The 19,334-nt window shown below is 63.9% G+C and carries 17 protein-coding genes; 11 read left to right on the top strand and 6 right to left on the bottom strand.

Going from position 1 to position 19,334, the window contains the following annotated elements; genetic code table 11:
• The first annotated feature begins 29 nt into the window (after nucleotides 1–29).
• Nucleotides 30–1,280 carry a phosphoribosylamine--glycine ligase gene (gene purD / locus HMPREF3145_RS06885; RefSeq protein ID WP_070422511.1) on the top strand — a complete coding sequence of 417 codons (1,251 nt, stop codon included), beginning with the start codon at nucleotides 30–32 and terminating at the stop codon, nucleotides 1,278–1,280.
• Nucleotides 1,277–2,710 carry an adenylosuccinate lyase gene (gene purB / locus HMPREF3145_RS06890; protein ID WP_371325698.1) on the top strand — a complete coding sequence of 478 codons (1,434 nt, stop codon included), beginning with the start codon at nucleotides 1,277–1,279 and terminating at the stop codon, nucleotides 2,708–2,710. Before purD ends, purB begins: the two co-directional genes overlap by 4 nt.
• On the opposite strand, the gene HMPREF3145_RS06895 is transcribed toward purB, so the two are convergent.
• Entirely contained in the window at nucleotides 2,707–3,234 is a 528-nt protein-coding gene (locus HMPREF3145_RS06895; RefSeq protein ID WP_070422512.1) for a hypothetical protein, read from the bottom strand. The genes purB and HMPREF3145_RS06895 overlap by 4 nt on opposite strands.
• 19 nt (nucleotides 3,235–3,253) lie before the next feature.
• Between HMPREF3145_RS06895 and HMPREF3145_RS06900 the strand changes: the two genes are divergently transcribed.
• Genes HMPREF3145_RS06900 through HMPREF3145_RS06910 form a run of 3 tightly spaced genes read left to right on the top strand, consistent with a single transcriptional unit; the run spans nucleotide 3,254 to nucleotide 6,941 of the window.
• Nucleotides 3,254–4,150: a phosphoribosylaminoimidazolesuccinocarboxamide synthase gene (locus tag HMPREF3145_RS06900; protein ID WP_070422513.1), complete on the top strand. Its 897-nt coding sequence runs from the start codon at nucleotides 3,254–3,256 to the stop codon at nucleotides 4,148–4,150.
• 11 nt (nucleotides 4,151–4,161) lie between these two features.
• Nucleotides 4,162–6,258 carry a S9 family peptidase gene (locus tag HMPREF3145_RS06905; protein WP_070422514.1) on the top strand — a complete coding sequence of 699 codons (2,097 nt, stop codon included), beginning with the start codon at nucleotides 4,162–4,164 and terminating at the stop codon, nucleotides 6,256–6,258.
• Between the two features lie 8 nt (nucleotides 6,259–6,266).
• On the top strand, nucleotides 6,267–6,941 hold the full coding sequence (locus tag HMPREF3145_RS06910) for a DUF2334 domain-containing protein (RefSeq protein ID WP_070422515.1): 675 nt from the start codon (nucleotides 6,267–6,269) through the stop codon (nucleotides 6,939–6,941).
• Here HMPREF3145_RS06910 and HMPREF3145_RS06915 read toward each other — a convergent pair.
• The 4 genes from HMPREF3145_RS06915 to HMPREF3145_RS06930 are packed head-to-tail and all read right to left on the bottom strand — an operon-like array spanning nucleotide 6,923 to nucleotide 11,752.
• Nucleotides 6,923–7,744: a metal ABC transporter permease gene (locus HMPREF3145_RS06915; RefSeq protein ID WP_070422516.1), complete on the bottom strand. Its 822-nt coding sequence runs from the start codon at nucleotides 7,742–7,744 to the stop codon at nucleotides 6,923–6,925. The genes HMPREF3145_RS06910 and HMPREF3145_RS06915 overlap by 19 nt on opposite strands.
• A complete protein-coding gene (locus HMPREF3145_RS06920) occupies nucleotides 7,741–8,412 on the bottom strand; it encodes a metal ABC transporter ATP-binding protein (RefSeq protein WP_070422517.1) in 672 nt (223 codons plus the stop codon). The genes HMPREF3145_RS06915 and HMPREF3145_RS06920 overlap by 4 nt, the downstream gene beginning before the upstream one ends.
• 15 nt (nucleotides 8,413–8,427) lie before the next feature.
• Nucleotides 8,428–9,333 carry a metal ABC transporter solute-binding protein, Zn/Mn family gene (locus HMPREF3145_RS06925; RefSeq protein ID WP_083279435.1) on the bottom strand — a complete coding sequence of 302 codons (906 nt, stop codon included), beginning with the start codon at nucleotides 9,331–9,333 and terminating at the stop codon, nucleotides 8,428–8,430.
• A 16-nt stretch (nucleotides 9,334–9,349) separates the two neighbouring features.
• Nucleotides 9,350–11,752, bottom strand: coding sequence for an ExeM/NucH family extracellular endonuclease (locus HMPREF3145_RS06930; protein ID WP_083279436.1), 2,403 nt, complete (start codon nucleotides 11,750–11,752; stop codon nucleotides 9,350–9,352).
• A 109-nt stretch (nucleotides 11,753–11,861) separates the two neighbouring features.
• Between HMPREF3145_RS06930 and purS the strand changes: the two genes are divergently transcribed.
• From purS to purL, 3 genes are read left to right on the top strand one after another with little or no spacing between them, the layout of a single operon-like run.
• Nucleotides 11,862–12,092 (top strand): phosphoribosylformylglycinamidine synthase subunit PurS, encoded by a 231-nt coding sequence (gene purS, locus HMPREF3145_RS06935; protein ID WP_070422519.1) that lies wholly within the window; start codon nucleotides 11,862–11,864, stop codon nucleotides 12,090–12,092.
• Nucleotides 12,089–12,763 (top strand): phosphoribosylformylglycinamidine synthase subunit PurQ, encoded by a 675-nt coding sequence (purQ, locus tag HMPREF3145_RS06940; protein WP_070422520.1) that lies wholly within the window; start codon nucleotides 12,089–12,091, stop codon nucleotides 12,761–12,763. The genes purS and purQ overlap by 4 nt, the downstream gene beginning before the upstream one ends.
• Nucleotides 12,764–12,769: 6 nt before the next feature.
• Complete coding sequence (gene purL, locus HMPREF3145_RS06945; protein WP_070422521.1) at nucleotides 12,770–15,046, top strand: phosphoribosylformylglycinamidine synthase subunit PurL; 2,277 nt, start codon at nucleotides 12,770–12,772, stop codon at nucleotides 15,044–15,046.
• Here purL and HMPREF3145_RS06950 read toward each other — a convergent pair.
• Nucleotides 15,043–16,053: an acyl-CoA thioesterase gene (locus HMPREF3145_RS06950; protein ID WP_070422522.1), complete on the bottom strand. Its 1,011-nt coding sequence runs from the start codon at nucleotides 16,051–16,053 to the stop codon at nucleotides 15,043–15,045. The two genes, purL and HMPREF3145_RS06950, sit on opposite strands and share 4 nt — an antisense overlap.
• Nucleotides 16,054–16,077: 24 nt before the next feature.
• On the opposite strand from HMPREF3145_RS06950, the gene HMPREF3145_RS06955 reads away from it, so the two are divergent.
• Genes HMPREF3145_RS06955 through purM form a run of 3 tightly spaced genes read left to right on the top strand, consistent with a single transcriptional unit; the run spans nucleotide 16,078 to nucleotide 19,052 of the window.
• On the top strand, nucleotides 16,078–16,455 hold the full coding sequence (locus HMPREF3145_RS06955; RefSeq protein WP_070422523.1) for a sterol carrier family protein: 378 nt from the start codon (nucleotides 16,078–16,080) through the stop codon (nucleotides 16,453–16,455).
• Nucleotides 16,456–16,470: 15 nt separating this feature from the next.
• Nucleotides 16,471–17,985: an amidophosphoribosyltransferase gene (gene purF, locus HMPREF3145_RS06960; RefSeq protein WP_070422524.1), complete on the top strand. Its 1,515-nt coding sequence runs from the start codon at nucleotides 16,471–16,473 to the stop codon at nucleotides 17,983–17,985.
• Complete coding sequence (gene purM / locus HMPREF3145_RS06965) at nucleotides 17,985–19,052, top strand: phosphoribosylformylglycinamidine cyclo-ligase (protein ID WP_070422525.1); 1,068 nt, start codon at nucleotides 17,985–17,987, stop codon at nucleotides 19,050–19,052. The genes purF and purM overlap by 1 nt, the downstream gene beginning before the upstream one ends.
• Nucleotides 19,053–19,334: the final 282 nt, after the last annotated feature.

Raw genomic sequence — 19,334 nt, forward strand, 5'->3', positions numbered from 1 at the left:
TCTCCGACGCTACCGGTAAGTTGGATCGCATGCGCATCCTTGTCATCGGTTCGGGCGGCCGGGAACACGCCCTTCTCCATGCAATGCACGGCAATGAGCTCACTGTCGCGCCGGGTAACGCGGGTATGTCCCGCCTGGCCACGGTGCGTCCGCTCGACGTGTCGTCCCCAGTAGATATTGTGTCGCTCGCCCGTGAGATCGACGCGGAACTCGTGGTCATTGGACCTGAGGTGCCGTTGGTTGCGGGTGCAGCCGACGCGTTGATCGACGCCGGCTTCCCCGTCTTCGGACCAACGAAGGCGGCCGCGCAGCTTGAGGGCTCGAAGGCGTTTGCCAAGGAAGTCATGGCGGCAGCTGGTGTGAAGACGGCGACGGCGACCCGCGTGGAATCCGCCGACACCATCGAGGCAGCCCTCGACGAGTACGGCCCGCGCTACGTGGTCAAAGACGACGGCCTTGCCGGCGGCAAGGGTGTTGTGGTCACCGAGGACCGCGCCGAAGCCAAGGCGCACGCAGAGGCTGTCATCGCAGCTGGCAACCCGGTGTTGTTCGAGTCCTTCCTTGAAGGCCCGGAGGTGTCGCTGTTCTGCCTCGTCGACGGCGAAACGGTCGTGCCGCTGTTGCCCGCTCAGGATCACAAGCGGGCCTACGACAACGACGAGGGCCCGAACACCGGCGGCATGGGTGCGTATGCCCCGCTGCCGTGGTTGCCGGAGAATGGGGTGCAGGTGCTTGTCGACGACATCGCCCGCCCCGTAGCCACCGAAATGGTCAACCGTGGCATCCCGTACCAAGGCCTGCTCTACATCGGTGCCGCGTGGGGCCCGGAAGGCCCGGCGGTTGTGGAGTTCAACGCCCGCTTCGGCGACCCGGAAACCCAGGCTGTGCTGTCGTTGTTGGAGACCCCGCTGGCGGACGTGCTGCTGGCTGTCGCACAAGGTCGCTTGAGTGAGATCGAGCCGCTGCAGTGGCGTGACGGGTTCGCCGCCATGGTGGTGCTGGCTGCCGAGGGCTACCCGCAGTCCGCAAAGACCGGTGGTGTGATCACCGGCGACGCACTCGATGACCCGACGAAGGTCCTCCACGCAGGCACCAAGGAAGGGGACGGCAATTATGTGGCGTCTGGTGGCCGTGTGCTTGGCGTCGTCGGCAATGGCGCAACGCTCAAGGAGGCCGTGGACAACGCGTACCGCATCATTGAGGGCATCGAACTGCCCGGATCCTTCTACCGCAAAGACATCGCCCGCCCCGCCATCGAAGGCGCTATTTCCCTAGGATAAATGCCGTGAAACCGAATAATTCCAATGTTCTGAGCAACCGTTACGCCTCCCCGGAGATGGCCACCCTGTGGGCTCCGGAGCACAAGATCATCCTTGAGCGCCAACTGTGGATCGCAGTGCTCAAGGCCCAAAAGGAACTCGGTGTCGAGGTCGCCGAGGGCGCTATCGAGGACTACGAGAAGGTCATCGACAAGGTCGACCTGGACTCGATCGCGCAGCGCGAGAAGGTCACTCGCCACGACGTGAAGGCACGCATTGAGGAGTTCAATGCGCTGGCGGGCCACGAGGAGATCCACAAGGGGATGACCTCGCGCGACCTGACCGAAAATGTGGAGCAGCTCCAGGTCCGCAAGGCACTGGAACTGACCCGCGACAAGGCAGTCGCGCTGCTCAAGGCGGTGGGCAACCGCGCTGGCGAGTACAAGTCCCTGGTCATGGCTGGACGCTCCCACAATGTTGCGGCGCAGGCCACCACGCTGGGCAAGCGTTTCGCCTCTGCTGCCGATGAGATCCTGGTGGCCATCGAACGCATTGAGGAACTGCTGGATCGGCTCCCACTTCGCGGCATCAAGGGCCCGATGGGTACCGCGCAGGACATGCTGGATCTCATGGGTGGCGACGAGGCCAAGCTGGCACAGCTCGAGCAGGGCATCGCCGAAGGCCTCGGCTTCGACCGCGTCTTTGACTCGGTGGGCCAGGTGTACCCGCGCTCGCTCGACTTCGACGTGGTGTCCTCGCTGGTGCAGTTGGGTGCAGGCCCGTCGTCGCTGGCCACCACGATCCGCCTCATGGCCGGCAACGAGACGGTCACGGAGGGCTTCAAGGAAGGCCAGGTTGGTTCCTCGGCGATGCCGCACAAGATGAACGCACGCTCCTGCGAGCGCGTCGGCGGCTTCCAGGTCATCCTGCGTGGCTACCTCACCATGGTTGGCGACCTTGCTGGCCAGCAGTGGAACGAGGGCGACGTGTTCTGCTCCGTGGTGCGTCGCGTGGCGCTGCCGGACGCGTTCTTCGCCATTGACGGCCAGCTGGAAACCATGCTGACCGTGCTCGACGAGTTCGGCGCGTTCCCGGCCATGATCAACCGCGAGCTGGACCGCTACCTGCCATTCCTTGCCACCACCCGCATCCTCATGGCGTCGGTGCGCGCCGGCGTCGGCCGTGAGACCGCACACGAGGTGATCAAGGAAAACGCCGTCGCTATGGCGCTGGACATGCGCGAGCGCGGCGCAGAGCAGAACCTGGTGGAGCGCTTGGCTAACGACGAGCGCCTTCCGTTGGACAAGGCCGCGTTGGACGAAGCGTTGGAGGACCGCCACGCGTTCATCGGTGCAGCCGAGGCGCAGGTGGATCGTGTGCTTGCGCGCATCCAGAAGGTTGTGGATGCCCACCCGGAGGCGGCGAACTACACCCCGGGCGACATCCTCTAGGAAGAAGTAAAGGTCACCGTCGCGTCGCGGGTGCTGACCTCGACGCCGGTGCCTACTACACCCCGGTCTGCGGTGCCGGACCAGGAGGCCACATAGCCGTGCTGGGTCCCGGTGAGGTCCGGGGTGTAGCCGGTGATGGTGCTTTCGCCGCAGTATTCGGGGTTGGCGGTGTTGGCGGTGAGGGTGTCGTCGACAAGCGTGAGCTTCGGCAGCGTGACGGTGACGTCCACGGGGAACTCACCCACCGCAACCGGGGTGAACGTGACTGGGAAGCACACGAGCATGTTTGCCTGCTCGGCGCTGCGTGGAGCGCGCCGCGTTTTGGGGGCACCGACGGTGACGTCCCACTGCACGGGGACGTGGAAGCTCACATCCTCGGTGACCACGCGGGCGGTGTCGCCGAAGGACAATGTGGTGCCGTCGCGGGTTGGTTCAAACGCTGGCATGTTGCCAGCGAACTCCGAAGGGGTGCCGCACGCAGCCAAAACGAGGGGGAGTAGGACTGCAGTCGCGCGTTTGATCACGGGGAATATACTAACGCGCATGCGTCCAGAGCTTTCTGATTATGCCCATCTCGCCGGCGGCAAGGTCCGCGAAATTTACGAAGTCGATGACAACACGCTGCTGATGGTGGCATCCGACCGTATTTCGGCGTTCGATTTCTCGCTCGAGCCGGCCATTCCGGACAAGGGGCGTATCCTCACCGCAACGTCGATGTTCTTCTTCGACCTGCTCGGCGATGTCCCGAACCATCTTGCGGGGCCGATTGACGACGAGCGCATTCCCGAAGAGGTCCTCGGTCGCGCCATGGTGGTCAAGAAGCTCGACATGGTGCCCTTCGAGTGCGTTGCGCGTGGTTACCTCACCGGCTCTGGCAAGAAGGAATACGACGCCACTGGCCGCGTCTGTGGCGTGAAACTGCCGGAGGGCCTAACTGAGGCATCGAAGTTGCCTGAGCCGATTTTCACCCCGGCGACCAAGGCGGAGCAGGGCGACCACGACGAGAACGTCACCTTTGAGTTCGTGGCCAACAAGGTTGGTTCTGACCTGGCTGAGCGCCTGCGTGCGGCAACGCTGGATGTCTACACCCGTGCCGCCGAGTACGCGGAGACCAAGGGCATCATCCTGGCAGACACCAAGTTTGAGTTCGGTTTGGACGAAAACGGTGAGCTTGTGCTTGCCGACGAAGTCCTCACCCCGGATTCTTCCCGCTACTGGCCAGCCGACAGCTACGAAGAGGGCGTGGTCCAGCCGAGCTTTGACAAGCAGTACGTGCGCAACTGGCTGACAAGCTCGAAGTCCGGTTGGGACCCAGCCGATGGTGTGCAGCCGCCTGAACTGCCCGGATCCGTGGTGGAAGCCACCCGCGACCGTTACATCGAGGCCTACGAGCGCCTCAGTGGCCGACGCTTCTCTGAGTGGCCGGGGGAGCACGCGTAGGCTCTCCGGGTATGACTGCTCCGAAAGCTGCGAAGCACCCGATTACACGATCGTTCCACGGCCGCGACTTTGTCGACGACTACGAGTGGCTGCGGGACAAGGACAGCCCCGAGGTAATCAGTTACCTCGAGGCGGAAAACGCCTATACGGAGTCGAAGACTGCCGCTTGGACGGGTCTTGTCGACGACATCTACGCCGAGATCAAGTCCCGCATCAAGGAAACGGACATGTCCGTGCCGCAGCGCCAGGGCGACTGGTGGTACTACGGCCGCACCATTGAGGGCAAAAACTACGGCATTTCCTGCCGTGTGCCGACGCGTGACGAGCCGTGGACACCGCCCGAGGTCAACGACCACATGGCGGACGAGCAGGTTCTGCTGGACATCAACGAACTGGCAGAAGGCCACGAGTTCTTCTCCCTGGGTGCCTCCTCGGTGGCCACGACCGGTCGTCTGTTGGCCTACTCCTACGACACTGAAGGCGACGAGCGCTTCACGCTGCGCATTAAGAACCTTGAGACGGGCGAGCTTCTCGACGACTGCCTCGACAACATCTTCTACGGCGCCACCTGGGCCGGCGAAGAGTACCTGTTCTACGTGCGTGTGGACGACGCTTGGCGCCCCCACCAGGTCTGGCGCCACAAGGTGGGCACCCCGGCCGAAGACGACGTGCTGATCTACGAAGAGACGGACGAGAAATTCGGCGTCGGTGTGGGAGCGGACCGCGCCGAGCGGTTCCTCATGATTGTGACGTCCTCTTCGCTGACCTCGGAGTACCGGGTGCTGGATTTGGATAACCCGACCGGTGAGTTCGAGGTGCTGTGGCCGCGCGAGTCCGGCATTGAGTACCACCCGGACTACTGCGTGGTGGACGGTAAAGAGCAGTGGGTGATCACCCACAATGCCCACGGGCCGAACTTCTGTGTGGCCACCACGCCGGTCGGTGAGTTGCCGGCGCTGCGCGATTTGGACGTGCTGGTGGAGCACTCCGATTCGATGCGTATCGAGGGCATCGATACGTACCGCGACTTCATGTTCATGGGGTATCGCCGGGGAGGGATTCCGCGGTTGGCGGTGTCGTCGCTAAGCAATGGCTTCGGCGAGTTCACCGAGCTTGAGTTCTCTGAGGAGCTCTACACCGCGAGCCTCGGCGGCAACCCGGAGTGGGACGCGCCGGTGGTGCGTATCGTGTACTCCTCGTACACGCAGCCGTCGCAGGTCGTTGATTATGAGGTGGCGACCGGTGAGATGACGCTGCTGAAGGAACAGGAAGTCGAAGGCGGCTACAACGCCGACGACTACGAGGCCTTCCGCGTGTGGGCCACCGCGAAGGATGGCGCGAAGGTGCCGGTATCCGTGGTGCGTCGCAAGGGTGTCACAGGCCCTGCGCCGCTTTTGCTGTACGGCTACGGCTCGTATGAGGCGTCGATGGACCCTGGCTTCTCGGTGGCGAGGCTGTCGCTGCTGGATCGCGGCATGATCTGGGCGTGCGCCCACGTGCGCGGCGGCGGTGAGATGGGCCGCGGCTGGTACGACAACGGCAAGATGCTGCACAAGGTGAACACGTTCACCGACTTCATCGCGTGTGCCGACGCCGTAGTGGCCGAGGGGCTGACCACGCACGAGCAGATGGTCGCCGAAGGCGGTTCCGCCGGTGGCCTGCTGATGGGCGCGGTGGCGAACATGGCCCCGGAGAAGTTCGCCGGCATCCAGGCGATCGTGCCGTTCGTGGACCCGCTGACCTCCATCCTGAAACCCGAACTGCCGCTGACCGTCGGCGAGTGGGAGGAATGGGGCGACCCGTACCACGACGTCACCGTCTACGACTACATGGCTACATACGCCCCGTACGAGAACGTCAAGGCGCAGAACTACCCGGACATTCTGGCGATTACCAGCCTGAACGACACTCGTGTGCTCTACGTAGAGCCCGCGAAGTGGGTGGCAAAACTGCGCGAGGTAGCCACCGGTGGCGAGATCCTGCTCAAGACCGAAATGTCCGCAGGACACGGCGGCGTATCGGGCCGCTACGCGAAGTGGAAGCAGACCGCGTTTGAGTACGCGTGGACGTTGGTGAAGTCGGGCGCAGTCGACGAACCTGTGCGATAATCCCGGCTATGCCCGGCAGCCTGCTTGTCTCTATCTCGTCCATCTTCGACGCCACCTTGGACGACGTGACAAGCATGGTGCGCGACCTGGATAAGGAACGCGTGCCGGTGTCGCTGCTTGTGGCGCCGCATATCGACGCCACCTGGCACCTGGCCAAAGACACCACCACCAGGGGTTGGCTTGCAGAGCAGCGCGATGATCGCGCGCTGCTGCTCAACGGGTTCGACCAGGCGGTACAGGGCAGGCGCAGTGAATTTGCCACCCTCGGTGCCCACGAAGCACGGCTGCGCTTAAAGGGGGCGACCCGTCAGATGGCTGCGCTGGGCTTTGACCTGGACATGTTTGCCCCGCCGCGTTGGCGCATGTCCGAGGGCACGCTTGAGGTGATGGGGGAGTTCGGGTTTGTGGTCGCGGCGTCGACGAAGGGGATCTACCGCCTAGCACGTGGCGAGTTTTCTCAGGCCCGCAACCTGTCGGTGGGTGAGGGCTACGGTGCCGCGAAGTGGTGGCGCCGAAACGTGATCAAGGCCGCCGGGCGCGGCGCGGAGAAAGGCAACACGATCCGCCTGTCCGTGTCCGGGCGTGAGTTGGGGCAGAAGAAGGTGCGCCGCGACTTCCTCGCTGCGGCGGCTGAGGCCATCGAGGCTGGCGCAAAACCTGCCGACTACCGCGCCTTCAGGTAAGCGATCGCCCGGCACACGAGGTAGATGCCGAAAGAGATAAACGCCACGAACACGCTCACCGGCACGCCAGGGGCGAGCGAGAGCACCATGCCGCCGATCGCGGAAACCTCGGCGAACAGGATTGACAGCCATACCGCTCGTACCGGGTTGGCGGTGACTTGGGCGGCGGCCGCGCCGGGTGTGATCAGCATCGACATGACCAGCAGTGCGCCGACGATCTGTACCGACTGTGCGGAGGCAATGCCGACCAGCACCGCGAACACCAGCGCCATCGTGCGTACCGGGACACCGCACGCGGCTGCCATCACCGGATCCGCGGAGGCGAACAGTAGCGGGCGCCACAACACGACAACCGCGACGGCGACCAGCACCGTGGTTGCCGCCAACAGCATCACGTTCTGGGCGGACACACCCACGATCTGGCCCGTCAGAAGTGCCAGCGCACGGTTGGAGTTGCCGGGGTAGAGGTGGATAAACAGCACGGATAGGGCCATGCCGAAACTCATCGCCACGCCCACGGCGGAATCTTGCTGGCCTTTCAGCCCCAGCGCAGCGAGTACCAGCGCCGCCACGATCGCACCCGCGACCGCGCCGAATCCGACGTTGAGGCCGAACAACAGCGCGGCGGACGAGCCCATGAGTGCTAGCTCAGAGGTGGCGTGGACCGAAAACGACATCTGGCGCAGCACGATCAGCGGCGCCATCACGCCGGACAGGATGCCCAGAAACGCACACGCGATGAGCGTGGTCTGGACGAAGTCCTGGCCAAGCAGGTACGAGGTATCGGCGATAAACGTGCTCACAGGACCACCATCCGTCCGTCTACTTCCACAACGTCTACTCGTGTGCCGTAGAGCTCGCTAAGCACCTCCGAGCGCATTACCTCGGCCACGGGCCCGATGACGTGGCCCTCAGGTCCGATGTAGAGCACTCGGTCCACCACGTCGAGCACCGGGTTGATGGAGTGCGTCACGCACACTACGGCAGCTGGGTGCCCTGCTAAACGCTCAACAGTATCGCGTGCGCGGGCGGGGTCGAGGGAGAGCAGGGGTTCGTCGGCAAGCACAAGCTCCGGATCCTGCGCGAAGGCTTGTGCTTGGCGGATGAGCTGTTGCTGCCCACCGGAGAGGATGCCGACGCGGCGGTCGGCAAACGATTGCGCGCCGACGGAGGCAAGCTGCGCCTCGACGTCTTCTGGTTTTGTACGGTTCCCCATTGCAAGTTTGACCAGGTCACGCCCGCGAACGGGGAGGTCTTTGGGGAACATGTGTTGCTGCGGGATAAACCCGATGCGGCCGTGCACTTCCGCCGAGCCGTGCGTGAGGCGGCGGGTTCCCATGAACGTGCCCAACAGGGTGGATTTGCCCACCCCATTGGGGCCGAGCACCGCGATGAATTCGCTGCGTTCAATGGTCAGGTCGAGGCCCGACCACAACGGGTCGACGGCGGCGCCGCGTAGCTCAGCAATCAAATGTGTATGTCCTGACTAATGGTGGTGGAAGCTCGGCTCGGCGTTGTTGGCGATCTCCACGATTTGGTCCACGATCTTCTCAAAGTAGTCGAGGAAGTTCTCGCCTGCCGGGGAAGTTTCCCGAATCTCAACAATGGGGACATTTTTCATCTGCGCGACAGCGGCCAACCGCTCGGTGGCGCTGTTGGTGCTCTGTGGGTTCACAAACAGCATGTCCAGATCGCCCTGTTTGATCTGGTTCAAAAACGCCGACACCGCAGCCGCAGACGGCTCCTGGTGGTTCAGGCTGGCCTTGACGTACTCCTCCGGGGTGATGTCGTGCAGTTCAGTGCCCCATACAAGCCCGGCGGCGATCGGCTCGGTCATGCCGATGTGCACGTGCGGCACGGAAGCGAGCTTCTCCTCGATCGCAGCAATTCGCGTATCGACGACCCCAGCATCCCCACCGGTACGCTGCGCCACCGCATCGGCTACCTCGCGGACCTTTGACGGTGCGAACCAGGCGTGCTCCAACTCGTCGAGGGACTCCGGCAGGTGATCGCTGTGGGCGTGCTCGTGATCGTGCTCTGCGTGGTCGAGCAGCGGAATGGCGTGCACGATGCGGTCCTGCTCCGCGACGGTGTACAAGGCCGCGTCGTAGGCGCCACCATTAGCGACGACCGTCGCCGCCTCCTTGATACGAGACAGGTCCTTGGCGGACGGCTCGAAGTGGTGCGGGTCTACAGCGTCGCCGGTGATGATCGCATCCACGTCCTCCCCGGTCACGGCGGCGGCAACATCTGCCCACACCCCGGTGGTGGCGATGATGCCGGAACCTTCGGCCGCGTCTTCGGACTCCGTAGAGCATGCGGTCAGCGCGGTGCCTGCAAGAGTGAGTGCAGCCAGCGTGGCAAGGGTCTTGGCCTGAAAACGATTGTGCATACGCGGTATTCAATCACTATTGGAAACTGTTTTCAATCTGTTTCGGACGAAGAACCAGTGCTGCGAGCAGTGCCATCAACAACACTGCGCCCACAATCCACCCGGCGCGGAGGTACGACAACGACTGTGAGCTGGTGGCGTCGAAACCCACCTTCACCGGATTGTGATCGGAGGACCGGAATGGGGTCCCGGGCTCGTCGATGAGCGGTTCGTCGCTGTTGATCGCCCACACCAGGGAATCTTTCACGAGGTCCATCGCGGCATCGTTGGCCAGCACGTGGTCGAGTGAGCCTACCTTGTTGTCGTACTGATACGACGGGCGTTCCTGCGGGATCGTGGCGTAGCCGGCGTCGTTGAGCACGGCGATCGCGTCTTCTTGGGAGTAGGCGTTGAAGTCGCCAATGAGGAACGTGGGCAGGTCGCGCCAGTCGTCTTGCATGTCGAGGTGTTCCAGCAGCGTCCGCGACATGTCTGCGCGGAGTCGGGCGTTGTTGCCTTGGCCGTCGGCGGTGGCGTCGTCATTACGCGAGACTGTGCCCTTGGACTTGAAGTGGTTCACCACCGCAACAATGTGGTCACCGCCGGCGGCAGGCGCGAACTCCTGGGCGAGCGGCTGGCGGGCGATGCCGGTGAACGTGGAGTCATCGAAAATGCGCGACTGCCCAACCGGACGCACCTTCGCCGGCTGGTAAATAAACGCCACGCGGATCGCGTCTTCGCGAGTGCCAAGCTCGCTTGGCGACGACACCACCGCCCACCGATCCTCCCCCGCCGCAGCATTGAGCGCATCGACCAAGTGCTGCAGTGACTCGTCGCGCCGGGCGGTATCGCCTGTGGTGCGGGCGGTGTTCTCCACCTCCGACAGGCCGAGGATGGCGGTGTCGAGCCGGTTGATTGCGTTCACGAGTTTCGCCTCTTGCAATGCGAGGGCCTCCGCGTCGTGCGCGCCGCGGAACAGGTGGCAGTTCGTGCAGCCGGTCTCCGGGTCGATGTCGGGGAAGTGGGTGAAGTAGTTCATCACGTTGAAAAACCCGATCGATAGGTCACCGCGGACGTTCGTGGGCGCATCGATGACCTCGGCGCGGGAATCCTCCCAGGTGATTGGCAGGTCCTCGGCGCGGGTATGGCCGGTGACGGGGCGCAGTGGCTGGAACGTCCAATCCCCGTTGTTGTAGCCCACCACCACATCCTGTTGGAAGGTCACGGTGTCAAACGTGCGGATGGACCTCGTGGGGGAAAGGTACGGCAGTGGCACGTCGGGTTCTTTGGTGTAGTTGCGGGTGCGCCCGTCGTCGAGGTTGACGAATTCCGCCGCCTGCTGCTCGTTCATCTCAGCGACCTGATTGGCGTCGGGGCGGATCTTCTCCGTGGGCCAAAAGTGGGGCTCGGTGCCGGGCGCCAGGCCCACGGTGCCGTACTGGTTCAGGTTGTAATTCCCGGTCACGGTGTAGGCGCCGGGGCGCACGAGCATGCCCTCGTAGGGCTCGCGGGCGGCGTCGCCGGCCGGTAGGGCATCGAGGGGGATGGGTGTTGGGGCGGGCAGGGGATCGTCGAGAAGCGTGATGCTGCTCGCTGAAATCTGGGTCTGCCCGTAGAACTCCTTCGCCGTGCCTTCCACCCGCACCGAATCGCCGTGGGCGGGGTAGTGGCCCTGCTTGCCCACGAACACGAAAATGCCGTCCGAGGCGTCACCGGGTTGTTTCGGCTGGCCGGAGCCGCCTGTTTGCATGAAGAAGCCGCGCTTACCGCCCTCGTCGTAGACCGCCGTGACTACGCCGGTGGTGATGACGGTCGTGCCCTCAACCGGGGAGACCGCGCCGGTGCCCTGGATCTCCGCGATGGTCAACACCCGCGGGTCTGCCTGTGCGATGCCGGAATTGCGCGGAGTGGGGGCACCCGCACGGAAATCGGCGGCGTTGTTGTCAGTATCCGCGCCATCGGTGACGCGCTGGATGGACAGTTGATTCGTCGTCTTCTCGGCGGGGGTGCCCTCCGCGAGATCGGGTGGCGTATCACCCCAAGCCACGCGGTCTACCTCGCCATCAGTGCTGCGCAGCACCGCAACCGCACTCGTGGCAGAAAAGTTAAACGCAGCCTCGCGGTCCGGTGCCGGCAGATCGGCTCCCGTCTCGCCGGAAACCCCGCTGATCAGGTAATACCCACCCGCCGGCACCACCCCGAACAACTCAACCACCGTGCCGGAGTTGCCCTTGGCGGAAAACTGCTCCAGCTCCCAGCCGTCGATTGAAACGTCCTGACCGGTGGGGTTGAACAGTTCCACAAAGTCCGCGTTCAGTGGCGCCTGCGCATTGCTGCCGCCACCGTAGACCTCGTTGATCACCACCGCCTCAGCATGTGGCACAAGCGCGATGCTTAACGACGACACCAGCACCAACCACAGCAGACGAGCCCGAAACATTCCCTTAACGTAGCCGGTCATCCGATATTGCTGGACGCGTCTGTCCGTCCGATATACTCGCTGCCGTACCGCAAAGGTCGATCAACCTCCCGAAATGTGAAGGATTCTCATGGCACGAGTCGTCGTCAATGTCATGCCCAAGGCCGAAATTCTTGACCCCCAGGGTCAGGCGGTGCTGCGCGCACTGGGCCGCATCGGTGTCGAGGGGGTGAGCGACGTCCGCCAAGGCAAGCGATTCGAGATCGAGGTGGACGACTCCGTCACCGACGCCGAACTGCAGCGCATGGCGGAAACCCTGCTGACTAACACTGTGATTGAAGACTTCGAGGTTGTGCGATGAGCGCAACTATCGGAGTCATTACTTTTCCCGGCACCCTCGACGACGTTGACGCGCTGCGCGCCGTCCGCCTCGCCGGTGCCGAGCCGAAGCAACTCTGGCACGCCGACAACGACCTGACTGGCGTCGACGCCGTTGTCGTCCCGGGCGGCTTCTCCTACGGCGACTACCTGCGCTCCGGCGCGATCGCCGCGCAGGCCCCGATGATGGGCGCTGTTGTGGAGGCCGCGAAGAAGGGCATGCCGGTCCTTGGCATCTGCAACGGCTTCCAGATCCTCACCGAAGCCGGCCTGCTGCCGGGCGCGCTGACCCGCAACCAGGGCCTGAACTTCCACTGCGTGGACACCTACCTTGAAGTAGCCAACAACGACACCGCATGGACCAGCCAGTTGGGCGAGCGCATCTACGTGCCCGCCAAGCACGGCGAAGGCCGCTTCCAGGCGTCCCCGGAAACCATCGAGGCGCTGGAGAAGGAAGGCCGCGTGGTCTTCCGCTACACCGACAACTTCAACGGCTCCATCAACGCAATCGCCGGCGTGACTAACGAAACCGGCCGCGTTGTGGGGCTCATGCCGCACCCGGAGCACGCGATTGAGACGCTCACCGGGCCGTCCACCGACGGGTTGGGCCTGTTCACTTCCGCCATCGACGCGATTTCGAAGATCGGAGCGTAAAAGACCATGACTGTGCACAACGACACTGTTGAAAACGCCGTCGACACCCCTGACCTTGAGCAGCCGTACGCGGAACTCGGGTTGCAGGATGACGAATACGCGAAGATCAAGGCAATCCTCGGCCGCCGCCCAACGGACGCGGAGCTCACGCTCTACTCCGTGATGTGGTCGGAGCACTGCTCCTACAAGTCCTCCAAGACGCACCTGCGTTACTTCGGTCAGACCATGACCGAGGAGATGGAAAAGAAGATCCTCGCCGGTATCGGTGAGAACGCTGGCGTGGTAGACATCGGAGACGGCGACGCCGTGACTTTCCGTGTGGAAAGCCACAACCACCCCTCCTTCGTCGAGCCGTACCAGGGTGCTGCCACCGGCATCGGCGGCATCGTCCGCGACATCATGGCCATGGGTGCCCGCCCGATCGCCGTGATGGACCAGCTCCGCTTCGGCCCGATCGACGCCGAGGACACCAAGCGCGTCCTTCCGGGCGTGGTCCACGGCATCGGCGGCTACGGCAACTGCCTGGGCCTGCCGAACATCGGCGGCGAGACCGTCTTCGACGCCGCATACGCCGGCAACCCACTGGTCAACGCACTGTGCGTGGGCACCCTCAAGGTGGAAGACCTCCACCTCGCGTTCGCATCCGGCACCGGCAACAAGGTCATCCTGTTTGGCTCCCGCACCGGTCTCGACGGCATCGGCGGCGTGTCCGTGCTGGGCTCCGCCACCTTCGAGGAAGGCGAAGAGCGCAAGCTCCCAGCAGTCCAGGTGGGCGACCCGTTCGCAGAGAAGGTGCTCATCGAGTGCTGCCTCGAGCTCTACGCAGCTGGCGTGGTCGAGGGCATTCAGGACCTCGGCGGCGGTGGCCTGTCGTGTGCCACCTCCGAGCTGGCTGCATCCGGCGACGGCGGCATGACCGTCAACCTGGACAACGTGCCGCTGCGCGCTGAGAACATGTCCGCAGCAGAGATCCTCGCCTCCGAATCCCAGGAGCGCATGTGCGCCGTGGTGGCTCCGGAGGACGTGGATAAGTTCATGGAAATCTGCGCCAAGTGGGACGTGCTGGCCTCCGTCATCGGCGAGGTCACCTCCGACAAGGACCGCCTGCAGGTATTCCACAACGGTGAACTCGTGGTGGACGCGCCGCCGTCAACGATTGACGAGGGCCCGGTCTACGAACGCCCGTACGCACGTCCGGCGTGGCTGGATGAGGTGCAGGGCGGTGGTGTCGTCGATAAGCAGGCAACCATCAAGGACACCTGGCTGAAGATGGTTGCCTCCCCGGCGCTGTGCTCGCGTGACTTCATCACCGAGCAGTACGACCGCTACGTGCGCGGCAACACCGTGCAGGCCAAGTACGCCAACTCCGGTGTGCTGCGCATCAACGAAGAGACCAACCGCGGCGTTGCTATCTCCGCCGACGCATCGGGCCGCTACACCTACCTGGACCCGAACATGGGCGCACGCCTGGCGCTGGCAGAGGCCTACCGCAACGTCGCCGTCACCGGCGCCACCCCGTTTGCGGTAACCAACTGCCTGAACTTCGGTTCCCCGGAAAACCCGGACGTGATGTGGCAGTTCCGCGAAGCAGTCCACGGCCTGGCAGACGGTTCCGCCGAACTGGAAATCCCGGTCTCCGGCGGCAACGTCTCCTTCTACAACCAGACCGGCGAGACCCCGATCCTGCCGACCCCGGTTGTTGGTGTGCTCGGTGTTATCGAGGACGTTGCGCAGGCCATCCCGCACGCCCTGCCTGCGGACGACGAGGAGTTCACCCTGGTCCTGCTCGGCGAAACCAAGGACGAGTTCGGCGGTTCCGTGTGGCAGGACATCTCCGGCGCTGGCCTGTCAGGCCTTCCGCCGCAGGTGGACCTTGCTAACGAGGAACGCCTCGCACAGTTCCTCGGTGGTAACGCAGCCGGTGTAGCAGCAGCACACGACCTGTCCGAGGGCGGCCTGTCCCAGGCTGTGTTCGAGATGCTGCTCGGCTCCAAGAAGGGCGCTGAGTTGAACCTCGAGGGTGTGTACGAGGACGCGTTTACCGCGCTGTTCTCCGAGTCCGCATCCCGCGTGCTCGTAGCAGTCTCTCGTGACCGCGCAGAAGCAGCGGTCGAGCGTGCTACCGCAGCCGGCATCCCGGTCGCAGTGCTTGGCGACACGACTGGCGACGGCGTCCTGCGCGTCGCCAGCGAAGAAATCTCCGTGCAGGAGCTTGCCGATGCATGGGCTGCGACCATGCCGTCGCACTTCGCAGCCGCAACCGCGCCGAACGCGGCCGTCTAGTCCGTCCGCTGCATAGCCGGTGCCTGTTCCACAATGGGCACCGGCTCATATTGTGCGCGCAGGTCTTTCAGCGTCTGCGTGTGATCCCAGAGGCGCTTGTCCTCATCCGTAACCGGCGTGAACTTACGTGCCGGCAGCGGGGTGCCGTCGATATCCATGCCGATGTAGGTAAACGTCGCGTGGATCGCATCCTTCAAGTTGTCGCGGCCACCACGCGGGTCGCCTGCGCGCAGGTGCACTGAGGTGTGAATGGAACGCGCATCCGTACGGGTGATGCGCGCATCCACCTCAATCAGGTCGCCGATGTGCACCGGGTGGTAGAAGCGAATACCACCCGCGTAGACGGCGACGGTGCGCTCCCCGGACCATTCCATGGTGCAGGCCGTGCCGGCCTCATCGATCCATTCCATGGCGGTGCCACCGTGGACGTTGCCGCCCCAGTTCACATCGGTTGGTTTCGCCATGAAGCGGTGCACGATGCGCTGCGCCGTGGAGTCGTCGGTGTATGTCTGCGACTCCATCTCCGCCTCAATGGCCTTGCGCAGGTCGATGCGCGACTTTGCTGCTTCGGCCACGCGGCGTTCCTCGGCATTCGTCGGAACGAACGTCGGCACCGGCATGGACTTGCCGGTGTCCGGGTCCTTTGCCACGAAAATGACCAGGCAGTCGCAGGCGCGGGTGAACACGCCCTCGCGCGGGTCGGCGGAAAGCACCTCGTTGACAATGTGCATCGAGGAACGGCCCGTCATGGCGATGCGCGAGCGCACCTCCACAATGTGGCCCGAAGGGATCGGGCGGGTGAAGTGAATGTGGCCCACATACGCGGTCACACAGTAGGTGGCGGACCACTGGGCGGCGCAGGCGTAGGCGGCCTTATCGATCCACTCCAGCACGCGACCACCGGAGACACCCTGTGCGCCGTAGTGGAGCACATCGGTGGGGGAGGCCATAAACCGCAGGGTGACGCGAGGGGAGCGTTCGGTAGCAACTACATGGGTTTTGGACATGCCGACACCTTAATATGGGTCCACATGGTGCAAAAGCAGGACCCGATACTGACACGCCAGGCCGTCGATGCGGTCAAAGCATGGATCGAGGGGGATGAGGAGTCGTCGAGAAGCGAGATTGCAAATGCTTGTCGACGAACCGCGCGCACCCTCGCCGAAGAACTCCCCGGCCACTCCGTGGAACTGCGCGTGCCCCCATTTGTGGCGGTGCAATGCGTCGAAGGCCCACGCCACACCCGCGGCACGCCGCCAAACGTGGTGGAGATGGACCCCCGCACATGGATGCGACTGGCCACCGGTTTAACCACCTTCGAGGAAGAACTCGCGCAAGGCAACGTGGATGCTTCCGGATCGCGCGCAGGCGAGATCGCGGCGGGTCTTCCAGTAATTGCCCTCCGCTGACATTCCTCGGATACAGTGTTTGTCGTGCATACGAAGAGCCCCACGGGGAAGACCAACTTCGAGAACAACGACGAACCACGCGACGAATGTGGCGTGTTCGGTGTCTGGGCACCGGGCGAGGACGTGTCCAAGCTGACCTATTTCGGCTTGTTCGCGCTGCAGCACCGCGGCCAGGAAGGCGCCGGCATTGCCGTAGGCGACAAGGACAACGTCGTGGTGTTTAAAGACACCGGCCTGGTCAGCCAGGTCTTTGACGAACCTGTCCTGGAGGCGTTGCAGGGCGATGTGGCGATCGGCCACACCCGCTACTCCACAGCTGGCGGGAACTCCTGGGAAAACGTCCAGCCGATGTTCCGCACCTCGCCCAATGGCACCGACATTGCGTTGGCGCACAACGGCAACCTGGTGAACTTCAAGGAACTCGAAGAAGAAGCGATCGAGCGCAAGCTCATCCCGGCGTCGGGCGTGGATGGACAGGGCTCGTCCTCAGACACCGCTGTGGTGTCTGCGTTGCTGGCGGATCTGGTCACTGAGGACAAGACGCTTCTCGACGCCGCACGGGAACTCCTCCCACGCGTCGAAGGCGCATTCTGCTTCATGGTCACCGACGGCCAGACCCTCTACGCCGCGCGCGACCCGCACGGCGTGCGCCCGCTGTCGCTGGGCCGCCTCGACGGCGGTTGGGTGATCGCCTCCGAGACGTGTGCGTTGGACATCGTCGGCGCCTCGTTCGTGCGCGATATCGAGCCGGGCGAGCTTGTGGCGATTGATAACGCGGGCGTCCACTCCGAACGCTTCGCCGAGACCCCGAAGGCGCACTGCGTGTTCGAGTACGTCTACGTCGCCCGCCCCGACTCCATCATCGACGGCCAGACCGTCAACCTGTCGCGCATCGAGATCGGCCGCCGTCTCGCCCGCGTCACCCCGGTGGACGGCGACCTGGTAATGCCGGTGCCCGAATCCGGCACCCCCGCCGCCATCGGCTACGCGGAAGAGTCCGGCATCCCGTTCAAGCAGGGCCTGATGAAGAACGCCTATGTCGGCCGCACCTTCATTCAGCCGTCGGACACCCTGCGTCAGCTGGGCCTGCGCCTGAAGCTGAACCCGGTGCGCGAAGTCATCGAGGGCAAAAAGCTCATCGTTGTCGACGACTCCATCGTGCGCGGCAACACCCAGCGCAAACTCATCCGCATGCTGCGCGAAGCCGGCGCCGCCGAGGTGCACGTGCGTATCGCGTCGCCGCCGGTGAAGTGGCCGTGCTTCTACGGCATCGATTTCGCAAGCCCCGGCGAACTCATCGCCAACCACGGCCGTACTGATTCCGATGAGGCGATCGCGGAGTCGATCCGCACCATGATCGGGGCGGACTCGCTCGCGTTCGTGCCTATCGACGACATGATCGCCTCCACGAACCAACACGAAGACAACCTTTGTGCCGCCTGCTTTACAGGCAAATACCCCCTGGGGCTGCCCGACGGTAACCCCAACGCCGACCTTGTCCGACGCATCCAGAAAGGTGCTGAAGCCTAATGACCACTGAGCAGACCCCAGTTTCCTACGAGGCCGCCGGCGTATCCATCGAGGCCGGCGATAAGGCCGTCGAACTGTTCGCCCCGCACGCCAAGCGCGCCACCCGTCCTGAGGTTCGTGGCAGCCTCGGCGGCTTTGCCGGCCTGTTCGCGCTGGGCAAGTACAAGGAGCCACTGCTGGCAGCAGGCTCTGACGGCGTGGGCACCAAGCTGGCCATTGCGCAGGCGATGGACAAGCACGACACCATCGGTATCGACCTCGTCGCAATGTGCGTAGACGATCTTGTCGTCTGTGGTGCCGAGCCGCTGTTCCTGCAGGACTACATCGCTATTGGCAAGGTCGTGCCGGAGAAGGTCGCCGAAATCGTCGGCGGCATCGCCGAGGGATGCGTCCAGGCTGGCTGTGCGCTGCTCGGTGGCGAGACCGCTGAACACCCCGGCGTGATGGAGCCGGACGACTACGACGTTTCCGCCACCGCAGTCGGTGTCGTTGAGGCCTCGGAACTGCTTGGTCCTGAAAAGGTCCGCGAGGGCGACATCATCATCGGTATGGCATCGTCTGGCCTGCACTCCAACGGCTACTCCCTGGCCCGCCACGTGCTTCTCGAGCGCGCCGGCCTGCCCCTGGACGCCGAGATGGAAGAGCTGGGCCGCACGCTCGGCGAGGAACTTCTCGAGCCAACCCGCATCTACGCACTCGACTGCCTAGAACTGGCCGCCGAGTGCGAGGTCCGCACGTTCTGCCACGTCACCGGCGGTGGCCTGGCAGGCAACATGGAACGCATCATTCCTGAGGGCCTTGTCGCAGAGATGTACCGCAACACCTGGACCCCAGGTCCGATCTTCCGCACCATCAAGTCCGTCGGCCAGGTCCCGGACGAGGAGATGGAGAAGACCTTCAACATGGGCGTCGGCATGACTGCCGTCGTTGCCGAGGAAGACCGCGATCGCGCCCTGGCCATCCTGGCCGCCCGTCACGTGGATGCGTGGGTGCTCGGCGAGGTCCGCGCCACCAGCGAAGGCGACGAGAAACGCGCCGTGCTGACAGGCTCCCACCCGCAGTACTAAACGCGATCGCTAGGCCTGTTTTCGGGCTGATACGAGGATTCGTTCTCGTATCAGCCCGTTTCTGCTTTTAGGGCGCGGTGTCTTTTGCTGGTCGTCTAGCTGGTCTCGTGATGTTGCTAGACGGTCTCGTTTCGACGGCTCCAAACCCCCAGGTGGTGTTGAGGGTCATTGTCACTATGGAGCTGATCGTCTGGTTGGCGTTTCGGGGAGCTAGACGATGGTCGTTGTGGCGGCGCAGACGGACGTGAAACACCCTGTTTTCGTGTCTTGAGGCCTGTTATG

The organism is Corynebacterium sp. HMSC05C01 (assembly GCF_001807155.1).
In the GTDB taxonomy this organism is placed as follows: domain Bacteria; phylum Actinomycetota; class Actinomycetes; order Mycobacteriales; family Mycobacteriaceae; genus Corynebacterium; species Corynebacterium coyleae.

Bases quoted from the DNA above. Each gene is read 5' to 3' on its own strand.
- purL (WP_070422521.1), top strand. From the start codon at position 12,770: ATGACTGTGCACAACGACACTGTTGAAAACGCCGTCGACACCCCTGAC.
- HMPREF3145_RS06930 (WP_083279436.1), bottom strand. From the start codon at position 11,752: ATGTTTCGGGCTCGTCTGCTGTGGTTGGTGCTGGTGTCGTCGTTAAGC.
- HMPREF3145_RS06925 (WP_083279435.1), bottom strand. From the start codon at position 9,333: ATGCACAATCGTTTTCAGGCCAAGACCCTTGCCACGCTGGCTGCACTC.
- HMPREF3145_RS06950 (WP_070422522.1), bottom strand. From the start codon at position 16,053: ATGTCCAAAACCCATGTAGTTGCTACCGAACGCTCCCCTCGCGTCACC.
- purD (WP_070422511.1), top strand. From the start codon at position 30: ATGCGCATCCTTGTCATCGGTTCGGGCGGCCGGGAACACGCCCTTCTC.
- HMPREF3145_RS06910 (WP_070422515.1), top strand. From the start codon at position 6,267: ATGCCCGGCAGCCTGCTTGTCTCTATCTCGTCCATCTTCGACGCCACC.
- purM (WP_070422525.1), top strand. From the start codon at position 17,985: ATGACCACTGAGCAGACCCCAGTTTCCTACGAGGCCGCCGGCGTATCC.
- purQ (WP_070422520.1), top strand. From the start codon at position 12,089: ATGAGCGCAACTATCGGAGTCATTACTTTTCCCGGCACCCTCGACGAC.
- purS (WP_070422519.1), top strand. From the start codon at position 11,862: ATGGCACGAGTCGTCGTCAATGTCATGCCCAAGGCCGAAATTCTTGAC.
- HMPREF3145_RS06900 (WP_070422513.1), top strand. From the start codon at position 3,254: ATGCGTCCAGAGCTTTCTGATTATGCCCATCTCGCCGGCGGCAAGGTC.
- HMPREF3145_RS06905 (WP_070422514.1), top strand. From the start codon at position 4,162: ATGACTGCTCCGAAAGCTGCGAAGCACCCGATTACACGATCGTTCCAC.
- HMPREF3145_RS06955 (WP_070422523.1), top strand. From the start codon at position 16,078: ATGGTGCAAAAGCAGGACCCGATACTGACACGCCAGGCCGTCGATGCG.